Origin of the sequence: Yersinia sp. SCPM-O-B-9106 (C-191), from assembly GCF_026183365.1 — a bacterium.
GTDB classification, from domain to species: domain Bacteria; phylum Pseudomonadota; class Gammaproteobacteria; order Enterobacterales; family Enterobacteriaceae; genus Yersinia; species Yersinia rochesterensis.
Genome location: NZ_CP110791.1, coordinates 1,252,551 through 1,271,125, shown reverse-complemented (window position 1 = coordinate 1,271,125; position 18,575 = coordinate 1,252,551). Strand labels below are relative to the sequence as shown.

The window sequence follows — 18,575 nt, the reverse complement described above, 5'->3', positions numbered from 1 at the left end:
ATTAAATATATTTAAAATTCAACCCACTAAACCCTCAATACTCCTGATCGACAATCAACCGTTTGCCCAGCATGATGCTGTCTTGGGTTTCATAATCCAGCTTTTCATACATGCCAATTACCGCGTCATTGTCTTCGCGCACCATGATATTCAGCTTCGGGCAGCCACGGGCAATCAATTTCTTTTCCAGACGGCTGATCAGCGCATTGGCAAAGCCACGACCACGAAAGTCAGGGTGAACTCCCAGATAATAAGCGGAGCCTCGGTGGCCGTCATAACCGCCCATCACCGAGCCGACAATCGCGCCGCTGACTTCCGCTACCAGGAACAATTCGGGGTCATGATTCAGCTTACGCTCAATATCCATTTCTGGGTCGTTCCATGGCCGCAACAAGTCGCAATGCTCCCACAGCAGAATCACTTCTTCAAAATCGCCTTGCTGAAATACGCGGATTTCCATGGATATTCGCACCCTTGAGTAAAATGAATATGTTGATCACTACGCCCTATTATATCACGCAATAATAAAGTGATATTTCCCATAGTGATAGTCCGTAATGATATTTGAGAAGATCCAGATAAATCTCGCCAGAATATTTCCCATTCAGCACTCATACGCACCGAGAGTACAACAATGACAGTAAATCGGGGTATACTTGGCTCCTGATAATTTCCCGGCTACTAGAACCTTTCTGATGAATTTACCCGATACAGACCAAATCAAAACTTACCTGCTGGGTTTGCAGGATAAAATCTGTGCCGCACTGGCTCAAGCTGATGGCAGCGCTGAATTCACAGAGGAAAATTGGGTCCGTGAGGAAGGCGGGGGTGGCCGCAGTCGGGTATTGGTCAACGGGGCGGTATTCGAGCAGGCGGGTGTTAACTTCTCGCATGTTTCAGGCGCAGCATTACCAGCATCGGCCACAGCACATCGCCCTGAACTGGCAGGTCGCAGTTTTCAGGCGCTGGGCGTGTCATTGGTCATTCATCCGAACAGCCCTTATCTGCCTACCAGCCATGCTAATGTGCGTTTTTTTATTGCTGAAAAACCCGGCGAAAATCCCGTGTGGTGGTTTGGCGGCGGATTTGATTTAACCCCCTTCTATGGATTTGAAGAAGATGCGGTTCACTGGCATAAAACCGCCAATGAACTGTGCCAACCCTTTGGTGAGCAAATCTATCCGCGCTATAAAAAATGGTGCGATGATTATTTTTATATTAAGCACCGCAATGAAGCCCGTGGTATTGGTGGCCTGTTCTTCGACGATTTAAACAGCCCCGATTTTGCTACCTGCTTCAATTTCACTCAGGCGGTCGGCAATGGTTTTCTTGATGCTTATATGCCGATTGTTGCACGGCGCAAAGCACTGAGTTGGGGTGAACGCGAGCGCGAATTCCAGCTTTATCGCCGTGGTCGTTATGTTGAGTTTAATCTGGTCTGGGACCGTGGCACATTATTCGGTCTGCAAACCGGGGGCCGCACAGAATCTATTTTAATGTCCCTACCGCCACTGGTGCGCTGGGAATATAATTATCAACCAGCGGCAGACAGCGCTGAGGCGGCATTGTACCGCGATTTTCTGCCAGTCAAAGACTGGTTGGCCGCAGGAGAACACCACTGATGCAAATTTGGGTTGATGCAGACGCCTGTCCGAATGTCATTAAGGATGTATTATTTCGTGCCGCAGACAGAACCGGCATGATGGTCACTTTGGTGGCAAATCAGCCACTTAAAACACCGCCCTCGAAGTTTATCCGCACCTTACAGGTTGCTTCCGGCTTTGATGTTGCCGATAACGAAATCGTGCAGCGCGTCGAAAAAAACGACTTAGTGATCACCGCCGATATTCCGCTGGCGGCAGAAGTGATTGAAAAAGGGGGTATTGCGCTAAACCCTCGCGGTGAGCGTTATACCCCGGATACCATTCGTGAGCGGTTGAATATGCGCGACTTTATGGACACCATGCGCGCCAGTGGTATTCAAACCGGTGGCCCCAACACCTTAAATCAGCGGGATCGCCAGCAATTTGCCAACGAGCTGGATAAGTGGTTACAGCAGGCCAGCAAAAACCGCCGAAATACCCTTCGTTCTTGAAGCCGCAGGGTTGTTAGCTGCGCGCACTCACCCGAATCACTTACAAGTGTAAGTGATTCGGGATTTGCTTGCTGGCTGCCTACCTGCAACTCCAATTACTTTGGGTATAAGTTTTTCATTTCACAAAAAACTACCGAAGCGGAAGAGGTTTTATAGTGGCTCGGTTTGTGCTTCAACCACCGCCAACGCCACCATATTCACAATTCGGCGCACCGAAGCAATCGGCGTCAGAATATGCACCGGTTTTGCTACCCCCATCAGCACTGGCCCGACTGTTACGCCCTCTGAAGAAGTTACGCGCAGCAAGTTATAACTGATTCGCGCCGCTTCCATATTCGGCATAATCAGCACGTTAGCCGCCCCTTTCAGTGGGCTGTCCGGCATCAGGTTATGGCGGATACTTTCCACCAGCGCCGCATCACCGTGCATTTCACCGTCGATCTCCAGTTCAGGTGCCATCTGATTCACCAATTCCAGAGTGCGGCGCATTTTACGGGCCGCAGGGCAATTCGAGGTACCAAAACTTGAATGAGACAACAACGCTACTTTTGGCTCAATACCAAAACGGCGCACCGTTTCAGCCGCCATCAAGGTAATCTCGGCTAGCTGCTCTGGCGTCGGGTCATCATTGACGTAAGTGTCGGCGATAAACGTGTTACCGGTGGGCAACAGCAGCGCATTCATTGCGCCCGCCACATGCGCGCCCTTGCGGAAACCGAAGACTTTCTCAACCACATCATAATGCTCATGATAAGTGCCAATAGTGCCGCAAATCATCGCATCGGCTTCGCCCCGATGAACCATGATGGAGCCAATCAGTGTTGGGTTGCCAATCACGGCGCGCCGCGCTTGTTCCTGTGAAACGCCACGGCGCTTCATGATTTGATAGTATTCATGCCAATAATCTTTAAAACGCGGGTCAGATTCATTATTAACCACTTCGAAGTCTTTCCCGGCAGTAATTTGCAGGCCCAATTTCTTCAGTCGAGTCTCAATCACACTCGGGCGACCAATCAAGATTGGATACGCCAACCCTTGAGAAATCAGCTCTTGAGTAGCATGTAATACGCGCTCTTCTTCACCTTCAGCCAACACCACCCGCTTCATCTCTTTTTTCGCCTGCGAGAAAATCGGCTTCATAAACAGGTTGGTTTTATAGACAAATTCCGACAGTTTCTCGACGTAAGCACTAAAATCTGTGATTGGGCGCGTGGCCACACCGGACTCCATCGCCGCTTTCGCCACCGCCGGTGCAATTTTCACAATCAAACGCGGGTCGAATGGTTTAGGAATGATGTATTCAGGGCCAAAGGAAAGGTCTTGTTCACCATAAGCGGATGCCACCACATCACTCTGTTCAGCCAGTGCCAGATCGGCAATGGCATGCACACAAGCCAGTTTCATCTCTTCGTTAATGGTGGTCGCGCCTACATCCAATGCACCACGGAAGATAAACGGGAAGCAGAGTACGTTGTTGACCTGATTAGGATAATCCGAGCGGCCAGTGCAGATAATCGCATCTGGGCGCACCGCTTTGGCTAATGGCGGTAAAATTTCAGGTTCCGGGTTCGCCAACGCCAGAATCAGCGGGCTAGGTGCCATGGTTTTGACCATGTCTTGCGTAAGCACTCCGGGGCCGGAGCAGCCGAGGAAGATATCCGCACCTGGCATAGCATCGCCCAGTGTGCGCTGACCATTATCTTCAATTGCGTAAGCCGCTTTAGTTTCCGCCATATTGGCTTCACGGCCTTTATAAATCACGCCCTTGGAATCACATGCAGTGATATTGTGTGGCTTTAATCCCAGTGCGACCAGCAAGTTCAAGCAGGCAATGGATGCCGCCCCAGCCCCAGAGACCACCAATTTCACATCACTAATATCTTTCTTCACCACCCGCAAGCCGTTGAGCACCGCGGCGGTACAGATAATCGCCGTGCCGTGTTGGTCATCATGGAACACCGGGATTTTCATGCGCTCGCGCAGTTTCTTCTCAATATAAAAACATTCCGGTGCTTTGATATCTTCCAGATTGATACCGCCGAAAGTGGGTTCCAGCGAAGCAATAATGTCGATCAGTTTGTCAGGATCGAGTTCATCTATCTCAATATCAAACACATCAATACCGGAGAATTTCTTGAACAGAACCCCTTTCCCCTCCATGACCGGCTTACCCGCTAATGCGCCAATGTTGCCCAGCCCCAGTACCGCAGTACCGTTCGAAATAACCGCGACCAAGTTCCCGCGCGCAGTATATTTATAGGCGGCCAGTGGATCGGCAGCAATTTCCAGACAGGGTGCAGCAACACCAGGAGAATAAGCTAGCGCCAAATCCCGTTGGGTCGCTAGCGGTTTGGTTGGCGACACCTGAATTTTCCCTGGAGTAGGATATTGGTGAAAATCAAGCGCACTCTGTTTCAATTGTTCGTCCATTGTAGGTTCCCTTTGCTTTTATGCTTTGAGGTGGTATGACCAATAACAGAACCAGTATAGTGAGTGAATTATCACAATCTATGAAGCAGGCCATACTCTGCATAACATTTTTGCATCAACAGAAGAATTTACTTATCAATCAGGGGGAATAATCAACAATCGGGGGAGTTATCAACAATGGGAGAATTAAGTGCCGCGAAATCACGGCAACAACATAGCGCTGTAATCCACATAAGAAGATTATTAATTTAATAAGCCGTGAATTTGCGCATACTGCAACAGCATAATGGTTTTACCATCTTTAATTCGGCCATCTGCCATCATGGCTATGGCTTCAGTGAACGGCAACTCCACCACTTCAATAACTTCGTCCTCCACACCGACATCATCGGTGACTTTCTGATCCGGATGATATTCAGCGGCAAAGAAATGGACAATTTCAGTCACTCCGCCCGGTGACATATAAGCCTCAAACAGTTTTTGTACTTTATCGACCTGATAACCAGTCTCTTCAACCGCTTCACGGCGAATACATTCTTCCGGTGAATCGTTATCCAGCAAGCCGGCACAGGTTTCCAGCAACATACCGTCGGAATTACCGTTTACATAGGTTGGCATGCGAAATTGGTTAGTCAGCACCACAGTGCCATTGGGACGGTTATATAACAGAATAGTCGCGCCATTCCCCCGGTCATACACTTCACGAGTTTGTTGTACCGGGGTTCCATTATCGGTTATTAAATCAAAGGTATATTTATGTAGTTTGAACCAGTTTTTTGATAACAGTTCTTTTTGGATATTTTCAATTTTGACTGACATAGCACCTTCTTTAGCGGGCTAACAATAATTAGCGTAATCTTTCACTGGCAAGTTTATAAACCTCGCTACGTTCTCTTTTTCCTACTGCAACCACAGCAACTATCAAAATATCATCAATAACTTCATACACTAGTCGGAAACCTGAGGACCGTAATTTAATTTTGTAACAGTCTTTCATCCCACGTAGTTTAGCACTCTCAATATGTGGATTATCGCTGCACTTTTTTAATTTTTTGGCGAACTGCTGTTGTATCGTCTTATCCAGTTTGTGCCATTCCTTTAGCGCTTCTTCTCTGAACTTAACGGTATAGATCATAAATAGCTTTCCAAATCAATATCATGAAGTGGTTGGTTACGACGTTCGTTAACCAACTTAGCCAATTCATTATCGTCAAGCGCTTCCATTATTTGTTCATAAAGTTCAGCAGGCACACAATAAAACGCAGGTTGATTACGGTTCAGGATAGCAACAGGGAAACCAGCTCCGGCATTCACTGTCGCCATGGGATTTTTCTTCAGTTCACTCACACTCGCGCTAGTGTCTGACAAAATTACACTTGGCATAAGCACCTCCAAAAGACCAGTTAACAGGTCTTATTATGCAAAAGGATACCTAATATAGCAATAAAAAATGCCCTGTCGACACGCAGTCCACAGAGCATTTGATTCGGGTTCACGAGCGCAGCCAACCCGGTTTTAAGTTCGCAGGGGATTAGAAACCGGTCGGCACATCCTTCATATCCGGCAACTTATGGGCAATGCCTTTATGGCAATCGATACAGGTTTTACCTGCTTCAATGGCTTTACTGTGCATTTTCGCCGCCACCGTTTTCTGTGCCGTGAAGTCCATATTGTCGAAATTATGGCAGTTGCGGCATTCTTGCGAACCATTGGCTTTCATTCGCGCCCACTCATTTTCAGCCATGGTCAGGCGATGAGCCTCAAACTTCTGCTGCGTGTCAATCAAACCAAAAGTTTTGGCATACAATTCCTTGCTGGCCTTGATTTTACGCACCATTTTCGGCCCCCACTCATGGGGAACATGGCAATCCGGACAGGTCGCCTTCACACCACTGCGGTTACTGTAGTGGATGGTTCCCATGTATTCCTGATAAACGTTGTCTTTCATTTCATGGCAGCTAATACAGAATTTCTCAGTATTCGCCATTTCCATGCCGGTATTAAAACCGCCCCAGAAAATGATGCCACTAACAAAGCCAATCAGCAGTAACGTCCCGAGTGCCAGCCGGCTAGGCCTGCGCCACCACTGCCATAATCGTTTGATAATACCGGGCTTTTTAGTCTCATTCATTGTTTATTCTCACAATAACCATCTTACTTATTGACCAAAACCAGGTGCTGGCTGGAAGCTATTACCGACAATTGGTGCTGCATCAGTTTGCGGCACATGGCATTGCAAGCAGAAGTAGCGACGCGGCGAAACTTCACTCGATACCTTGCCATCGCGGTCAATAAAGTGGGTTGGGCTCACACGCGGCGCGCCCGTAGCCCGGTAATGTTCAACACCGTGGCATTGTAGACAGCGGTTGGTGTTTTTGCTGACCTGATAACCATCCACACTGTGTGGCACCATCGGCGGTTGGTTAACATAGTTCAGTGCCATCCGCTGTTGCTGTTTGGGCATTTTCACCGTCCCCTCCGCCGTGCCGGAGACCTCGGGCGATTGGCTTAAATCCATCTCGACATTGCTGGCAGCATTAACAACACCGGCCACTACCAACACCGCCAGTAGTGATATCACAGAGATTACCCGGCGGCTGAATGCATGAAACATCGTGTTATTCATTATTTTCTCCTGAAAGACCGCGTCTTTTGCACAATTACGCAACAACCCGCGCCAATTTCACTGCGCATTTCTTGAAGTCAGTTTCTTTGGATAAGGGATCAGTGGCATCCAGCGTCAGGTTATTCACCAGCTGCGCGGCATCAAAGAACGGCATATACACCAGCCCTTGTGGCGGGCGGTTACGGCCACGAGTTTCGACCAGCGAAATCACTTCGCCACGGCGTGAAATCACTTTCACTTTGTCACCGCGCCGTAAATCACGGGCTTTAGCATCCAATGGGTGAATGAATAGCACGGCTTCTGGGAAAGCACGATGTAACTCCGGCACACGGCGGGTCATGGAACCGGTGTGCCAATGCTCCAGCACGCGGCCAGTGGAGAGCCACAGGTCATATTCCTGATCCGGGCTTTCGGCGGCGGGTTCATAAGGCAGCGCGAATATCACCGCTTTACCATCCGGTTTGCCATAAAAACGGACATCCTCGCCTTTCGGTACAAAGGGGTCAAAACCTTCGCGATAACGCCAGAGAGTTTCTTTACCATTCACCACTGGCCAGCGCAGACCGCGCTCTTGGTGGTAGCGGTCGAACGGCGCTAAATCATGACCATGGCCACGGCCAAATTCGGCATACTCTTCAAACAACCCTTTTTGCAGGTAGAAACCGAAGTCGCGCGCTTCATCATTTAATTGGTCAGCAGGAATCTCACTCAACGGATATTTATTCACCACATTGTTGGCAAACAGCACGTCATACAGTGTCTTACCGCGATATTCCGGTTTTTTGTCAATAAGCTCGGCTGGCCACACTTCTTCAACTTTGAAGCGTTTGGCAAACTCAACCATCTGCCATAAATCAGATTTTGCCTCACCCGGTGCCGGCACTTGTTGTCGCCAGAATTGGGTACGGCGCTCGGCATTACCGTAAGCGCCCTCTTTCTCGACCCACATGGCGGTCGGCAAGATAAGGTCCGCGGCCAGTGCACTGATGGTGGGATAAGGGTCTGAAACCACAATAAAGTTACGCGGATCGCGCCAACCCGGCATGCGGTCTTCATTGATATTTGGCCCGGCCTGCATGTTGTTATTGCACATCACCCAGTAGGCGTTGAGAGTGCCATCTTTCAGCGCGCGGTCTTGTGCCACTGCATGTAAACCGACTTTTTCTGGAATAGTGCCCGGCGGTAGCTGCCATTTGGTTTCGGCAATTTGGCGATGTTTTTCATTGGTGACCACCATGTCGGCGGGCAGGCGGTGGGAGAAAGTCCCCACTTCACGGGCTGTACCGCAAGCAGAAGGCTGGCCGGTCAGAGAGAAAGGCCCAGAACCCGGTTTAGAAATTTTGCCGGTTAACAGGTGCAGGTTGTAGCACATGTTATTGGCCCACACACCACGGGTATGCTGGTTAAAGCCCATGGTCCAGTAGGACACCAGCTTCACTTTAGGGTCTGCATATAGCTGCGCCAGTGACTCCAATTGGTCTTCCGGCACGCCGCTCATTTTGGCGGTTTTTTCCAGTGTGTACTCGGCCACAAAAGCTTTAAAATCATCAAAGCTCATTGGCTCAGAGGCATCGCTACCGGGGTTTTTAGCCGCTTTTTCCAGTGGATGTGTTGGCCGTAAACCATAACCGATGTCCGTCGCACCCCGGCGGAAATTCACATGGCGGTCAAGGAAGCCCTGATCAACTGCATTATTTTGAATAATGTAATTGGCGATATAATTCATAATCGCCAAATCGGTCTGCGGGGTAAAGACCATCGGGTTATCGGCCAGTTCAAAGCTGCGATGCTCAAAAGTAGACAGCACAGCGATTCTGACATTGTCATCAGTCAGGCGACGGCTGGTCATGCGCGACCATAAGATAGGGTGCATCTCCGCCATATTGGAGCCCCAGAGCACAAAGGCATCTGCTTCTTCAATATCATCAAAGCACCCCATCGGCTCATCCATACCAAAGGTGCGCATAAAGCCCACCACGGAAGAAGCCATACAGTGGCGTGCATTGGGATCAAGGTTGTTGGAGCGGAAACCGGCTTTCAGTAATTTGGATGCTGCGTACCCTTCCCACACCGTCCACTGGCCGGAGCCGAACATGCCTACCGCCGTCGGGCCTTTTTCTTTCAGCGCATTTTTAAATTTCAGTTCCATGATATCAAAGGCTTTTTCCCAGCTTACTGGGGTGAAATCGCCCTCTTTATCATATTGACCGTCTTTCATGCGCAGCAGCGGCTGAGTCAGGCGGTCTTTGCCGTACATGATTTTAGGCAGGAAATAGCCTTTTATGCAGTTCAACCCACGGTTGACCGGTGAATCCGGGTCACCTTGAGATGCCACGATTCGGCCATTTTGCGTGCCGACCAAAACACCGCAGCCAGTACCACAGAATCGGCAAGGCGCTTTATCCCATTTTATTGCATTTGTTGTCTCGCCCACAGCAGCCTTGGCGACAGTGGGTATGGTCAATCCGGCAGCGCACGCCGCCGCAACTGCGGCATTGGCCTTCATAAAATCCCGGCGACTGAGTTTCATGGCATTTCCTCACCTTGCTGATCCTGCTGGTGATAAACCAGCGATACAGCCAACACACCATCCAGATTGCGTGCTGACTCAATATAATTCAGGAGCACGTCTGAGCGCGCTGCCTGCATAACCACCACCAATTTACCCAGAGCGGTATCACTGGTGGGTATTTCTGTTCCCGGAATCGCCAATAGGCTGTCGATTAGCGGCGCTATTCGCGCAGGTTTGGCTTGTATTACCAATCCACAGACATGCCATTCTTTATCGTCCATCTTCACTCCGGGTGAGGGTTACTGCCTGGACTGGGCAACTGGGTACACAGGCACCACAGCCGGTACAAGCAGGAAGGTCTAATTCGGGTTGAGCAATACCATTTAGCCGTGGGCGGAATTTAATCGCCCGCGGTTCACAACTGTCCTGACAACTGCGACATTCAATATTGTGAAAAGGTAAACAGCGGTCTGATATGTTGATTTTTAGCGACCAGGCGGGCAGTGCGGTCGCGGTGAAAACACCCGCTTCACAGGCCTGCACACAGGCTTGACAGAAATTGCACTCGGCACGCTGAAAATCTATTTCGGGGAACCCACCACTACCAGCAATCAACACGCCAGTTTCACAAGTGGCAACACAGTCATGGCAACGCGTACAGCCAGCAATAAAGTCGCTTTCGATGACTGACCACGGTGGCCGAATCACTGAGGGCTGCTGCTTACCGGCTTGCCAAAAGCCAGTCAACAAGTTACGCCGTGATAAATCAGTCATGCTGATATCCTTAACATCTACTGGCGCGCGTGCGTATACGTGAGCAAAGTGTTCATTTAAAGTTTGGTGAGTTACACCAATATAATGATAATAATTCTTATTTGTATTAAAGAAGATTCCCCAGTGTTGAGGTATTAGATACAGAATAATGAGTAATAAAATAATTACTCTTTAGAGTTAATCGTCGGTAGATATTGAGCAAGATCAATTAATTTAGTGGTTATTTGCGTGGTTTCTCACTGTTAAATCTATTTGCGTTATCACATTTTTTATATAACGATTCATTTGATGAGAATAGCTATCAAAAAGAAATGCAATTTAGTCATTATTCTTCAGATAAATTGCCGCTGTTAAATGAATTTGGCCGGCGTTTTAAGGTACACTCAAAGCGTGGTTAAACTAACTATGATGGATAACATGGTCGGCCAAATTAACGACCCCAAATAATCCACGATCAACAGCCAATCATTTAATGTTATTGGTTACAGGGACCTTACTTATCATGACCCAAAATCACACCATTATGATCGTTGATGATCATCCTCTCATGCGCCGTGGGATAAAACAGTTACTTGAACTGGATAGCAATTTTAATGTGATTGCTGAAGCCAACTGCGGCAGCGATGCTATTACCAAAGCGGCCGCGTGTCAGCCGGATGTCATTCTGCTTGATCTGAACATGAAAGGAATGTCTGGGCTGGATACCTTGAAAGCATTACGCAATGAAGGCATAGACGCGCGAATTATTGTTTTGACTGTCTCTGATGCGCGCAGTGATGTGTACGCAATGATAGATGCTGGTGCAGATGGCTACCTGCTCAAAGACAGCGAACCTGAAATATTGCTAGAAAATATCCGTCTTGCTGCAAAGGGTGAGAAAGTATTCAGTGATGAGGTCACACAATATTTATCTTCCCGACACGAACAGGTTAATCCATTCTCTGAATTAACCGAGCGGGAATTAGATGTTTTGCAAGAGGTCGCACGCGGAATGTCCAATAAACAGGTCGCGTTTGAGTTACACATTTCCGAAGAGACGGTAAAAGTGCATATTCGTAATTTATTACGGAAACTGAATGTTCGCTCGCGTGTTGCGGCAACCATCCTATTTTTAGAAAATAAAAAATACTAATAACTACCCTATTATCTATACCCTAAGTAATTCGAGTTGCAGGAAGGCGGAAAGAGAGAAAATCCCGATGAGCTTACTGTAGTAAGTGATACGGGTTATTGAACGTCGCCAACGCACATGCAGCTTGAAGTATGACGGGTATAATAGCAGCCAAGCTATTAGGTTATTCAATGGCTGCTAAAATAAAAACATGGTTATCGTCTATCCATTTTTTATTCAGTGGCCCCCAGCTATCTAACCGGTAATATCCAGCATTATTGCGCACCCCATCCTGCACAAATGTCATTGTAATGCCCAATCCTGGCAGCGCTTTCAAGACATCCTGCAATGTGCGCCGCGGCCACCCCGTCAATTCCATTAAGCGCGGCACATTCAATGACTCCCCTCGGCTGATAAGCCAGCAAAGGTAGAGACGACGAGCAAATACCGGGTTAAGTTCCATAATACCTTCCTAGGTTGGATAGCTACTCAATAGTCTACTTGATAGCCGAAAAAACGCCTGTTTATCATTCTTATCACCATCAAGATGAATTAACTCAAATTTTAACGATGTTATTTACAGCTTCTCCTTATTTTCTTCACGTTTTATGCCGGATTCCCGCGTAAAGTGCACGGTAGATTCTGCTGCATTTAACTTGAGAGGCTGGCACTGCATGGCAAATTTTTTCATCGACCGCCCAATCTTTGCTTGGGTATTGGCGATAATTTTGTGTCTTACTGGCGCATTGGCAATCTCCACCCTCCCGGTTGAGCAATATCCCAACCTTGCACCGCCAAATGTGCGCATCAGTGCCTCCTATCCCGGAGCTTCGGCGCAAACACTGGAAAATACTGTCACGCAGGTCATAGAACAAAGTATGACCGGGCTGGATAACTTGCTGTATATGTCGTCACAAAGCAGCAGCGCAGGTACGGCCACCGTCACGTTGACTTTCCAGGCGGGCACTAACCCCAATGAAGCTATGCAGCAAGTGCAAAACCAGCTGCAATCGGCGACCAAAAAACTGCCGCAGGATGTCCAGCAGCAAGGTATTTCAGTCTCCAAATCCGGTGATAGCACCTTGATGATGCTGGCCTTTGTATCCACCGATGACAGCATGGATAAACAAGATATTGCCGACTATGTCGCCAGTAATCTACAAGATCCACTGAGCCGAATCGAAGGGGTTGGCAGTATCAATGCTTTTGGCTCGCAATATGCAATGCGGATTTGGCTCGACCCCAATAAGCTCAATAATTATCAACTGACGACACAAGATATTGTCACCGCCATCCAATCACAAAATAGCCAAATTGCGGTGGGCCAGCTTGGGGGGACGCCCGCGGTAGACAGCCAATCTTTGAATGCCACGATTAATGCACAATCCCAATTGCAAACACCCGAGCAATTCAGAGCTATCACGCTGCGAGTCAATCAGGACGGTTCGTTGGTCACCTTGGGTGATGTCGCAAAAGTCGAATTGGGTGCAGAGAATTACAATTACCTTAGCCGCTACAATGGCCAGGCCGCATCGGGGATGAGTATTCAGTTGGCTTCCGGTGCCAACGAATTGCAAACCGATGCTCTGGTGAAAGCGCGTATTGCCGAACTAACGCCTTTCTTCCCCCATGGCCTTGAGGCAAAAGTCGCTTACGAAACCACCCCCTTTGTGAAAGCTTCCATTAAGGATGTGGTGAAAACATTGCTGGAAGCCATTTTGCTGGTTTTCCTGGTGATGTATTTGTTCTTACAAAACTTCCGCGCCACACTCATTCCGACTATCGCCGTGCCGGTGGTGTTATTGGGCACTTTCGCGATACTGTCGGCATTCGGTTTCAGTATCAATACCTTAACCATGTTTGCCATTGTGTTAGCCATCGGCCTGTTAGTCGATGATGCTATCGTGGTGGTGGAAAACGTGGAGCGCGTGATGAGCGAAGAAGGGCTTGATCCGCGCGAAGCCACCCGTAAATCTATGGGGCAAATTCAGGGCGCACTGGTGGGCATTGCGCTGGTGCTGTCGGCGGTGTTTATCCCGATGGCTTTCTTCGGTGGCACCACCGGGGCCATTTACCGCCAGTTCTCCATTACTATCGTCTCCGCCATGGTGCTTTCCGTACTGGTGGCTTTGATTCTGACCCCGGCACTTTGCGCCACCATGCTCAAACCCATCAAACCGGGGCATCATCATGCCAAACGCGGTTTTTTTGGCTGGTTTAACCGCATGTTTGACCGCAATGCGCACCGCTACGAGCGGGGCGTAGCGCGCGTATTGCACCATAGTGCGCGTTATATGTTGCTGTATGTATTGCTGTTAGGTGGGCTGGCACTGCTGTTTATCAAGTTACCGACTTCATTCTTGCCGCTGGAAGACCGTGGCGTGTTTATGGCGCAAGTGCAACTTCCTGTCGGCTCCACTCAGCAACAAACACTCAAAGTGGTGCAGAAAGTCGAGAATTACTTCCTGACAGCAGAGAAAAATAATGTGCTGTCGGTATTCGCCACCGTGGGGTCTGGCCCCGGCGGTAATGGCCAAAACGTCGCGCGCTTGTTCATTCGGCTGGCAGATTGGGAACAGCGAAAAGACAGCAATGACTCATCTTTTGCCATTATTGAACGCGCCACCAAAGTGTTTAATAAAATTGTCGAGGCCAGAGTCTCTGTCAGCAGCCCACCGGCCATTTCAGGTTTAGGTGGCTCATCAGGTTTTGATATGGAATTACAAGATCACGGCGGCTTAGGCCACGATAAACTGATGGCCGCCCGTGACCAATTACTGCAAATGGCTGCCCAAGACCCCGCGCTGACTCGCGTGCGCCATAACGGGTTAGATGATAGCCCGCAATTGCAGATAGATATTGATCAGCGCAAAGCACAAGCACTGGGCGTGTCATTGGATGATATTAACAACACGCTAAAAACCGCGTGGGGTTCGACTTACGTTAATGACTTTGTTGACCGCGGCCGAGTGAAGAAAGTGTATGTCCAATCCGAAGCCACGGCGCGGATGCTGCCGGAAGACGTCAACAAATGGTTTGTGCGCAATAAAAGTGGCAGCATGGTGCCTTTCTCGGCATTTTCTACCACCCGCTGGGAATATGGGTCGCCGCGGCTGGAGCGCTACAACGGCTATTCGGCATTAGAAATTGTCGGCGAAGCCGCTCCGGGCGTCAGTACCGGTACCGCCATGAATGTGATGGAAGGGTTGGTTAAACAACTGCCCAATGGATTCGGCCTCGAATGGACGGGAATGTCCTATCAGGAGCGGCTATCTGGCTCACAAGCGCCGGCGTTGTATGCTATCTCGCTGTTAGTGGTGTTTTTATGTCTGGCGGCGTTATATGAAAGTTGGTCGATACCCTTCTCGGTAATGTTAGTGGTGCCGCTCGGGGTGATTGGGGCGGTCGCTGCCACCTGGATGCGGGGCTTGGAAAATGATGTCTATTTCCAGGTCGGATTGCTGACCATTATTGGGCTATCCGCCAAAAATGCCATATTGATTGTCGAATTTGCCAGTGAGTTGAACCATAAAGGCAAGGATTTGGTGGAGGCGACGCTTGAAGCTTCCCGCCTGCGGTTGCGGCCAATTCTGATGACATCACTGGCATTTATCTTTGGTGTATTACCGATGGCTATCAGTCAAGGCGCTGGCTCAGGTAGCCAACATGCGGTGGGTACCGGCGTGATGGGCGGGATGATTTCTGCAACTGTGCTGGCTATTTTCTTCGTGCCACTGTTCTTTGTCTTGGTTCGCCGCCGCTTCCCTGGCAGACCGCCGCGCGTGAAACAACAATAGGCCAACACTGGCGGCTTGAAAGATGACGGGCATAAAAAAGGCAGACACCGCACAAACGGTTCTGCCTTTCTGCGAGCGAAGCCTCGCCCCTTGGTGTGTATCGATAAAACAACAAAAGATATCAATTCTTACTGCTGGTTTATTCGCTTATGCCTTGCGCAGCATAGCCTCGATAAACTCTTTCCACGTACTTAATTCAAAATCGACCATAACTTCCTCTTCAATTATCGCGACTCATTATACGCCTATTTTTTGAACAGTCAAAATTGAAAACCGCCGAATGAGAAAGCCAGCGAATGGGCGACAAACCCGGCCTACTTTGCGGGAAGCTGGCCGGGGTCACCCAGTTTATTAATGCTGCAAGGCAGATTTACACTTTAGGGAAGACCCATAAATGCTCCACAGGCAAAGAGAGCTGGCAGAGTTCTTCCTGCCCCACTTTCGCGCCATAAGCACGGATGACAAAATCCTCAGCCGCCGTGCGGAACAGGTATTCCCAGCGGTCTCCCAGATACATGCTGGTTAGCAGAGGTAAAGTCAGTTGGTTGCCATTCGGGTCATCCCCCAGACAGACGCGCTCCACGCGGATCACCGCCGTCCCCTCCTGACCAGCAATAACCCCCTCAGCAGCCCGTCCCCATAAGGCCCAATCTTTACCCTCGATTCGCGCCTTACCCTCATGTACCTGCGTAACCTTGCCGTGTAAGCGGTTATTGCTGCCCATAAATTCAGCCGTGAATAACGTCGATGGCGAGCCGTACATTTCCTGTGGCGTACCTTGCTGCTCAATTTTCCCATTATTAAGCAATAAGATACGATCCGATATTGCCATGGCCTCGTTTTGGTCATGGGTGACCATAAGTGCGGACAAGCCGAGTTTAATGATCAATTCGCGCAAGAATACCCGCGCTTCTTCGCGCAGTTTGGCGTCCAGATTCGACAGCGGCTCATCCAGCAAAATCACCGGCGGGTTGTAAATCAGTGCTCGACCAATGGCTACACGTTGCTGCTGACCACCGGAAAGTTGGTGAGGATGACGATGGCCCAATTCCCCCAGTCCCAATTGATCCAGTACATTTTGTACCCGTCGGGTGATTTCTACCGCCGAGATTTTGCGTAATTTCAACGGGTAAGCAATATTCTCAAACACCGTTTTATGTGGCCACAAAGCATAAGACTGGAACACCAAGCCCAGATTGCGTTCTTCAGCAGGGATTTCATGGCGCGACATACCGTCATAAACTGTATTTTCACCAATGATAATGCGCCCTTGCACCGGCTTTTCCAGCCCGGCAACTGCCCGCAATAACGTCGTTTTGCCACTCCCCGATGGCCCCAGCAGTGAGACGACCTCACCGCGCTTTAATTGCATCGATACCCCTTTTAATACGGGGTTATCGCCATAAGTTAAATGCAAGTTATCTACTGAAAGTTCAATCATTTAATTTAACTCCAAAGCGCAATGCAACACCCAGCCCCAACACCACCAGCAGGATATTAATAAAAGAGAGTGCGGCGACGATATCAATCGCACCAGCCGCCCACAGCGAGACCAACATTGAGCCGATCGTTTCCGTCCCCGGAGAAAGCAGATAAACCCCGGTGGAATATTCGCGCTCAAAAATCAAGAACATCAGCAACCACGAGCCAATCAGACCATAGCGGGCTAACGGAATGGTGACATGGCGAGTGACCTGGCCCCGGCTGGCCCCATTGCTGCGCGCCGCTTCTTCCAACTCTGGCCCCACTTGTAGCAATGTCGAGGAAATCAGCCGTAGACCATAGGCCATCCACACCACGGTGTAGGCCAACCAAACGCTGAAGATGGTGCTGCGCAAAGAACGGAGCCACACCACCAGGTGTTCCCGCAACCATTCAGCCATCGGCAAGACAGATAACCAGCCCTCTTTCAATGAGTTATCCAGCCACATTGGCAAAAACAGGAACACCCAGAGGAATGCCAGCCCCGCCAGCAAGCCCGGAACCGCACGCGGCACCAGCACGCTGTAGTCGAGAAAGCGCGTGACGCCATCCGGCTTGCGGTGCATGGCAATGCCGATAAACAGATAACAGATAACCGCCAGCGCACCGCCGAACACCCCGATGGCCATTGAGTTGACGATAGCGCGCAACAGATTAGGTTGCTGCCAAATAGTGCGGAAAGTCTCGAGAGATAACTCATCCCAGATAGATATCCCCACCCCCCAGTTGGACACAAAAGCACGCAGCACCACCCCCAGCAGCGGGACGCCAATAGTGACGGTTAGCCAAAAGGCCACCACGCCCCCCGCCACCCAACGCCATTTGCCCAATGGTAAGAGTCGCGCCTGAGCAGCTTTGCCTTTGACTGTCACGAAACGATTAGCGGTGCGCATCAATACGCGCTGTAACATCACTAACGGAATAGTGATGCAGATAAGCACCACGGCAACCGCGGCCATTAGATGGTAGGACGGAGTACCCAGTTTATTGGTCAACTGGTAGAGATAAGTTGCCAGCACCAGGTTGCCCTCAGGATCACCCAATACCAACATCAGCCCAAACACTTCCAGCCCGAGGAAGAACAGCAATACCGTGGCATAGAGGATTGACGGGCGCACCATCGGCAAACTCACCGAACTCATGACCTGTAGAGGAGAGGCCCCCGCCGTGCGCGCGGCTTCTTCAACATCAGAACCCACACTGCGTAATGCCGATGATATATACAAATAAGCATGGGGAACATGCGTTAAGCCGGCAATCACCACAATGCTGGACATGGCATAAATATTCCACGGCACCACGCCCAGTAAGGTTTCCGCCCACAAGGACATAAAGCCCACCGGCCCGACCGCCACCACGTAACCAAACGCCAGCACCATCGGGGAAACAAAAATAGGCACCAAAATTAAGGGTTCTATTATCCGCCGCCCCGGTAAGTCCGTCCTGACCATCAGAAAGGCCAGGATCCCCCCGAGCGGAATAGCAATAACCACCAGCCCGAAGGCCAGAATAAATCCGCTTTTCAGTGCCTTATAAAAATCAGGATCAGCAAAAATAAAGCGGAATGCTTCGAAGCTGAGCACTTTGGCGGGTGAGAAGAAAGGGGCTGAAAGGAAACTTTGAATAACAATAAATGACAGCGGTATGTAAATAACCAAAGTTGTTATCAACACTACCAAGCCGCGCGGCAAGCCCTGCCACTTTCTGCGCAATGCTTTCATAATGAGTCCTGTGGGTTAAATATCCAT

General features: G+C 49.6%; 17 protein-coding genes. 4 read left to right on the top strand and 13 right to left on the bottom strand.

Annotated features, from left to right (window positions below; translation table 11 throughout):
* Positions 1–34: 34 nt before the first annotated feature.
* Positions 35–460, bottom strand: coding sequence for a GNAT family acetyltransferase (locus OP863_RS05760; protein WP_004392525.1), 426 nt, complete (start codon positions 458–460; stop codon positions 35–37).
* A 235-nt stretch (positions 461–695) separates the two neighbouring features.
* Here OP863_RS05760 and hemF point away from each other — a divergent pair, with 235 nt between their 5' ends.
* Together hemF and OP863_RS05750 are read left to right on the top strand one after the other, a co-directional pair.
* Positions 696–1,622 (top strand): oxygen-dependent coproporphyrinogen oxidase, encoded by a 927-nt coding sequence (gene hemF / locus OP863_RS05755; protein ID WP_265525973.1) that lies wholly within the window; start codon positions 696–698, stop codon positions 1,620–1,622.
* Positions 1,622–2,095 (top strand): YaiI/YqxD family protein, encoded by a 474-nt coding sequence (locus tag OP863_RS05750; protein ID WP_038635028.1) that lies wholly within the window; start codon positions 1,622–1,624, stop codon positions 2,093–2,095. The genes hemF and OP863_RS05750 overlap by 1 nt, the downstream gene beginning before the upstream one ends.
* A gap of 150 nt (positions 2,096–2,245) precedes the next feature.
* Here OP863_RS05750 and maeB read toward each other — a convergent pair whose 3' ends face one another.
* From maeB to napF, 9 genes are all read right to left on the bottom strand, one after another.
* Entirely contained in the window at positions 2,246–4,525 is a 2,280-nt protein-coding gene (gene maeB, locus OP863_RS05745) for an NADP-dependent oxaloacetate-decarboxylating malate dehydrogenase (protein ID WP_038635031.1), read from the bottom strand.
* 243 nt (positions 4,526–4,768) lie between these two features.
* Positions 4,769–5,344 (bottom strand): GDP-mannose pyrophosphatase NudK, encoded by a 576-nt coding sequence (gene nudK / locus OP863_RS05740; protein WP_038635033.1) that lies wholly within the window; start codon positions 5,342–5,344, stop codon positions 4,769–4,771.
* Between the two features lie 28 nt (positions 5,345–5,372).
* A complete protein-coding gene (locus tag OP863_RS05735; RefSeq protein WP_038635036.1) occupies positions 5,373–5,660 on the bottom strand; it encodes a type II toxin-antitoxin system RelE family toxin in 288 nt (95 codons plus the stop codon).
* Complete coding sequence (locus tag OP863_RS05730; protein WP_038635039.1) at positions 5,657–5,908, bottom strand: type II toxin-antitoxin system Phd/YefM family antitoxin; 252 nt, start codon at positions 5,906–5,908, stop codon at positions 5,657–5,659. The genes OP863_RS05735 and OP863_RS05730 overlap by 4 nt, the downstream gene beginning before the upstream one ends.
* Positions 5,909–6,056: 148 nt before the next feature.
* Positions 6,057–6,656 (bottom strand): cytochrome c-type protein NapC, encoded by a 600-nt coding sequence (gene napC, locus OP863_RS05725; RefSeq protein WP_145588881.1) that lies wholly within the window; start codon positions 6,654–6,656, stop codon positions 6,057–6,059.
* Between the two features lie 27 nt (positions 6,657–6,683).
* Entirely contained in the window at positions 6,684–7,139 is a 456-nt protein-coding gene (napB, locus tag OP863_RS05720) for a nitrate reductase cytochrome c-type subunit (RefSeq protein WP_072089045.1), read from the bottom strand.
* A gap of 46 nt (positions 7,140–7,185) precedes the next feature.
* The gene (gene napA, locus OP863_RS05715; RefSeq protein WP_038635047.1) at positions 7,186–9,681 is read right to left on the bottom strand and encodes a nitrate reductase catalytic subunit NapA; all 2,496 of its coding nucleotides are present in this window, start codon (positions 9,679–9,681) and stop codon (positions 7,186–7,188) included.
* A complete protein-coding gene (napD, locus tag OP863_RS05710; RefSeq protein WP_019081761.1) occupies positions 9,678–9,944 on the bottom strand; it encodes a chaperone NapD in 267 nt (88 codons plus the stop codon). The genes napA and napD overlap by 4 nt, the downstream gene beginning before the upstream one ends.
* Entirely contained in the window at positions 9,934–10,437 is a 504-nt protein-coding gene (gene napF, locus OP863_RS05705) for a ferredoxin-type protein NapF (RefSeq protein WP_265525972.1), read from the bottom strand. The genes napD and napF overlap by 11 nt, the downstream gene beginning before the upstream one ends.
* Positions 10,438–10,939: 502 nt before the next feature.
* Here napF and narP point away from each other — a divergent pair.
* Entirely contained in the window at positions 10,940–11,569 is a 630-nt protein-coding gene (gene narP, locus OP863_RS05700; protein WP_038635054.1) for a nitrate/nitrite response regulator protein NarP, read from the top strand.
* A 163-nt stretch (positions 11,570–11,732) separates the two neighbouring features.
* Here narP and OP863_RS05695 read toward each other — a convergent pair whose 3' ends face one another.
* The gene (locus tag OP863_RS05695) at positions 11,733–12,011 is read right to left on the bottom strand and encodes a winged helix-turn-helix domain-containing protein (protein ID WP_038635056.1); all 279 of its coding nucleotides are present in this window, start codon (positions 12,009–12,011) and stop codon (positions 11,733–11,735) included.
* Between the two features lie 211 nt (positions 12,012–12,222).
* Between OP863_RS05695 and acrD the strand changes: the two genes are divergently transcribed.
* Positions 12,223–15,345 (top strand): multidrug efflux RND transporter permease AcrD, encoded by a 3,123-nt coding sequence (gene acrD / locus OP863_RS05690; RefSeq protein WP_038635059.1) that lies wholly within the window; start codon positions 12,223–12,225, stop codon positions 15,343–15,345.
* Between the two features lie 370 nt (positions 15,346–15,715).
* Here acrD and OP863_RS05685 read toward each other — a convergent pair whose 3' ends face one another.
* Together OP863_RS05685 and OP863_RS05680 are read right to left on the bottom strand one after the other, a co-directional pair.
* On the bottom strand, positions 15,716–16,786 hold the full coding sequence (locus tag OP863_RS05685) for an ABC transporter ATP-binding protein (RefSeq protein ID WP_145588877.1): 1,071 nt from the start codon (positions 16,784–16,786) through the stop codon (positions 15,716–15,718).
* On the bottom strand, positions 16,779–18,548 hold the full coding sequence (locus OP863_RS05680) for an ABC transporter permease (RefSeq protein ID WP_145588876.1): 1,770 nt from the start codon (positions 18,546–18,548) through the stop codon (positions 16,779–16,781). The genes OP863_RS05685 and OP863_RS05680 overlap by 8 nt, the downstream gene beginning before the upstream one ends.
* Between the last annotated feature and the right edge of the window lie 27 nt (positions 18,549–18,575).

Excerpts from the sequence above, each read along its gene's own strand:
- maeB (WP_038635031.1), bottom strand. The coding sequence starts at position 4,525 with ATGGACGAACAATTGAAACAGAGTGCGCTTGATTTTCACCAATATCCT.
- OP863_RS05680 (WP_145588876.1), bottom strand. The coding sequence starts at position 18,548 with ATGAAAGCATTGCGCAGAAAGTGGCAGGGCTTGCCGCGCGGCTTGGTA.
- OP863_RS05760 (WP_004392525.1), bottom strand. The coding sequence starts at position 460 with ATGGAAATCCGCGTATTTCAGCAAGGCGATTTTGAAGAAGTGATTCTG.
- acrD (WP_038635059.1), top strand. The coding sequence starts at position 12,223 with ATGGCAAATTTTTTCATCGACCGCCCAATCTTTGCTTGGGTATTGGCG.
- OP863_RS05750 (WP_038635028.1), top strand. The coding sequence starts at position 1,622 with ATGCAAATTTGGGTTGATGCAGACGCCTGTCCGAATGTCATTAAGGAT.
- OP863_RS05695 (WP_038635056.1), bottom strand. The coding sequence starts at position 12,011 with ATGGAACTTAACCCGGTATTTGCTCGTCGTCTCTACCTTTGCTGGCTT.
- narP (WP_038635054.1), top strand. The coding sequence starts at position 10,940 with ATGACCCAAAATCACACCATTATGATCGTTGATGATCATCCTCTCATG.
- napC (WP_145588881.1), bottom strand. The coding sequence starts at position 6,656 with ATGAATGAGACTAAAAAGCCCGGTATTATCAAACGATTATGGCAGTGG.
- OP863_RS05735 (WP_038635036.1), bottom strand. The coding sequence starts at position 5,660 with ATGATCTATACCGTTAAGTTCAGAGAAGAAGCGCTAAAGGAATGGCAC.
- napD (WP_019081761.1), bottom strand. The coding sequence starts at position 9,944 with ATGGACGATAAAGAATGGCATGTCTGTGGATTGGTAATACAAGCCAAA.
- napB (WP_072089045.1), bottom strand. The coding sequence starts at position 7,139 with ATGTTTCATGCATTCAGCCGCCGGGTAATCTCTGTGATATCACTACTG.
- OP863_RS05730 (WP_038635039.1), bottom strand. The coding sequence starts at position 5,908 with ATGCCAAGTGTAATTTTGTCAGACACTAGCGCGAGTGTGAGTGAACTG.
- napA (WP_038635047.1), bottom strand. The coding sequence starts at position 9,681 with ATGAAACTCAGTCGCCGGGATTTTATGAAGGCCAATGCCGCAGTTGCG.
- OP863_RS05685 (WP_145588877.1), bottom strand. The coding sequence starts at position 16,786 with ATGATTGAACTTTCAGTAGATAACTTGCATTTAACTTATGGCGATAAC.
- napF (WP_265525972.1), bottom strand. The coding sequence starts at position 10,437 with ATGACTGATTTATCACGGCGTAACTTGTTGACTGGCTTTTGGCAAGCC.
- hemF (WP_265525973.1), top strand. The coding sequence starts at position 696 with ATGAATTTACCCGATACAGACCAAATCAAAACTTACCTGCTGGGTTTG.
- nudK (WP_038635033.1), bottom strand. The coding sequence starts at position 5,344 with ATGTCAGTCAAAATTGAAAATATCCAAAAAGAACTGTTATCAAAAAAC.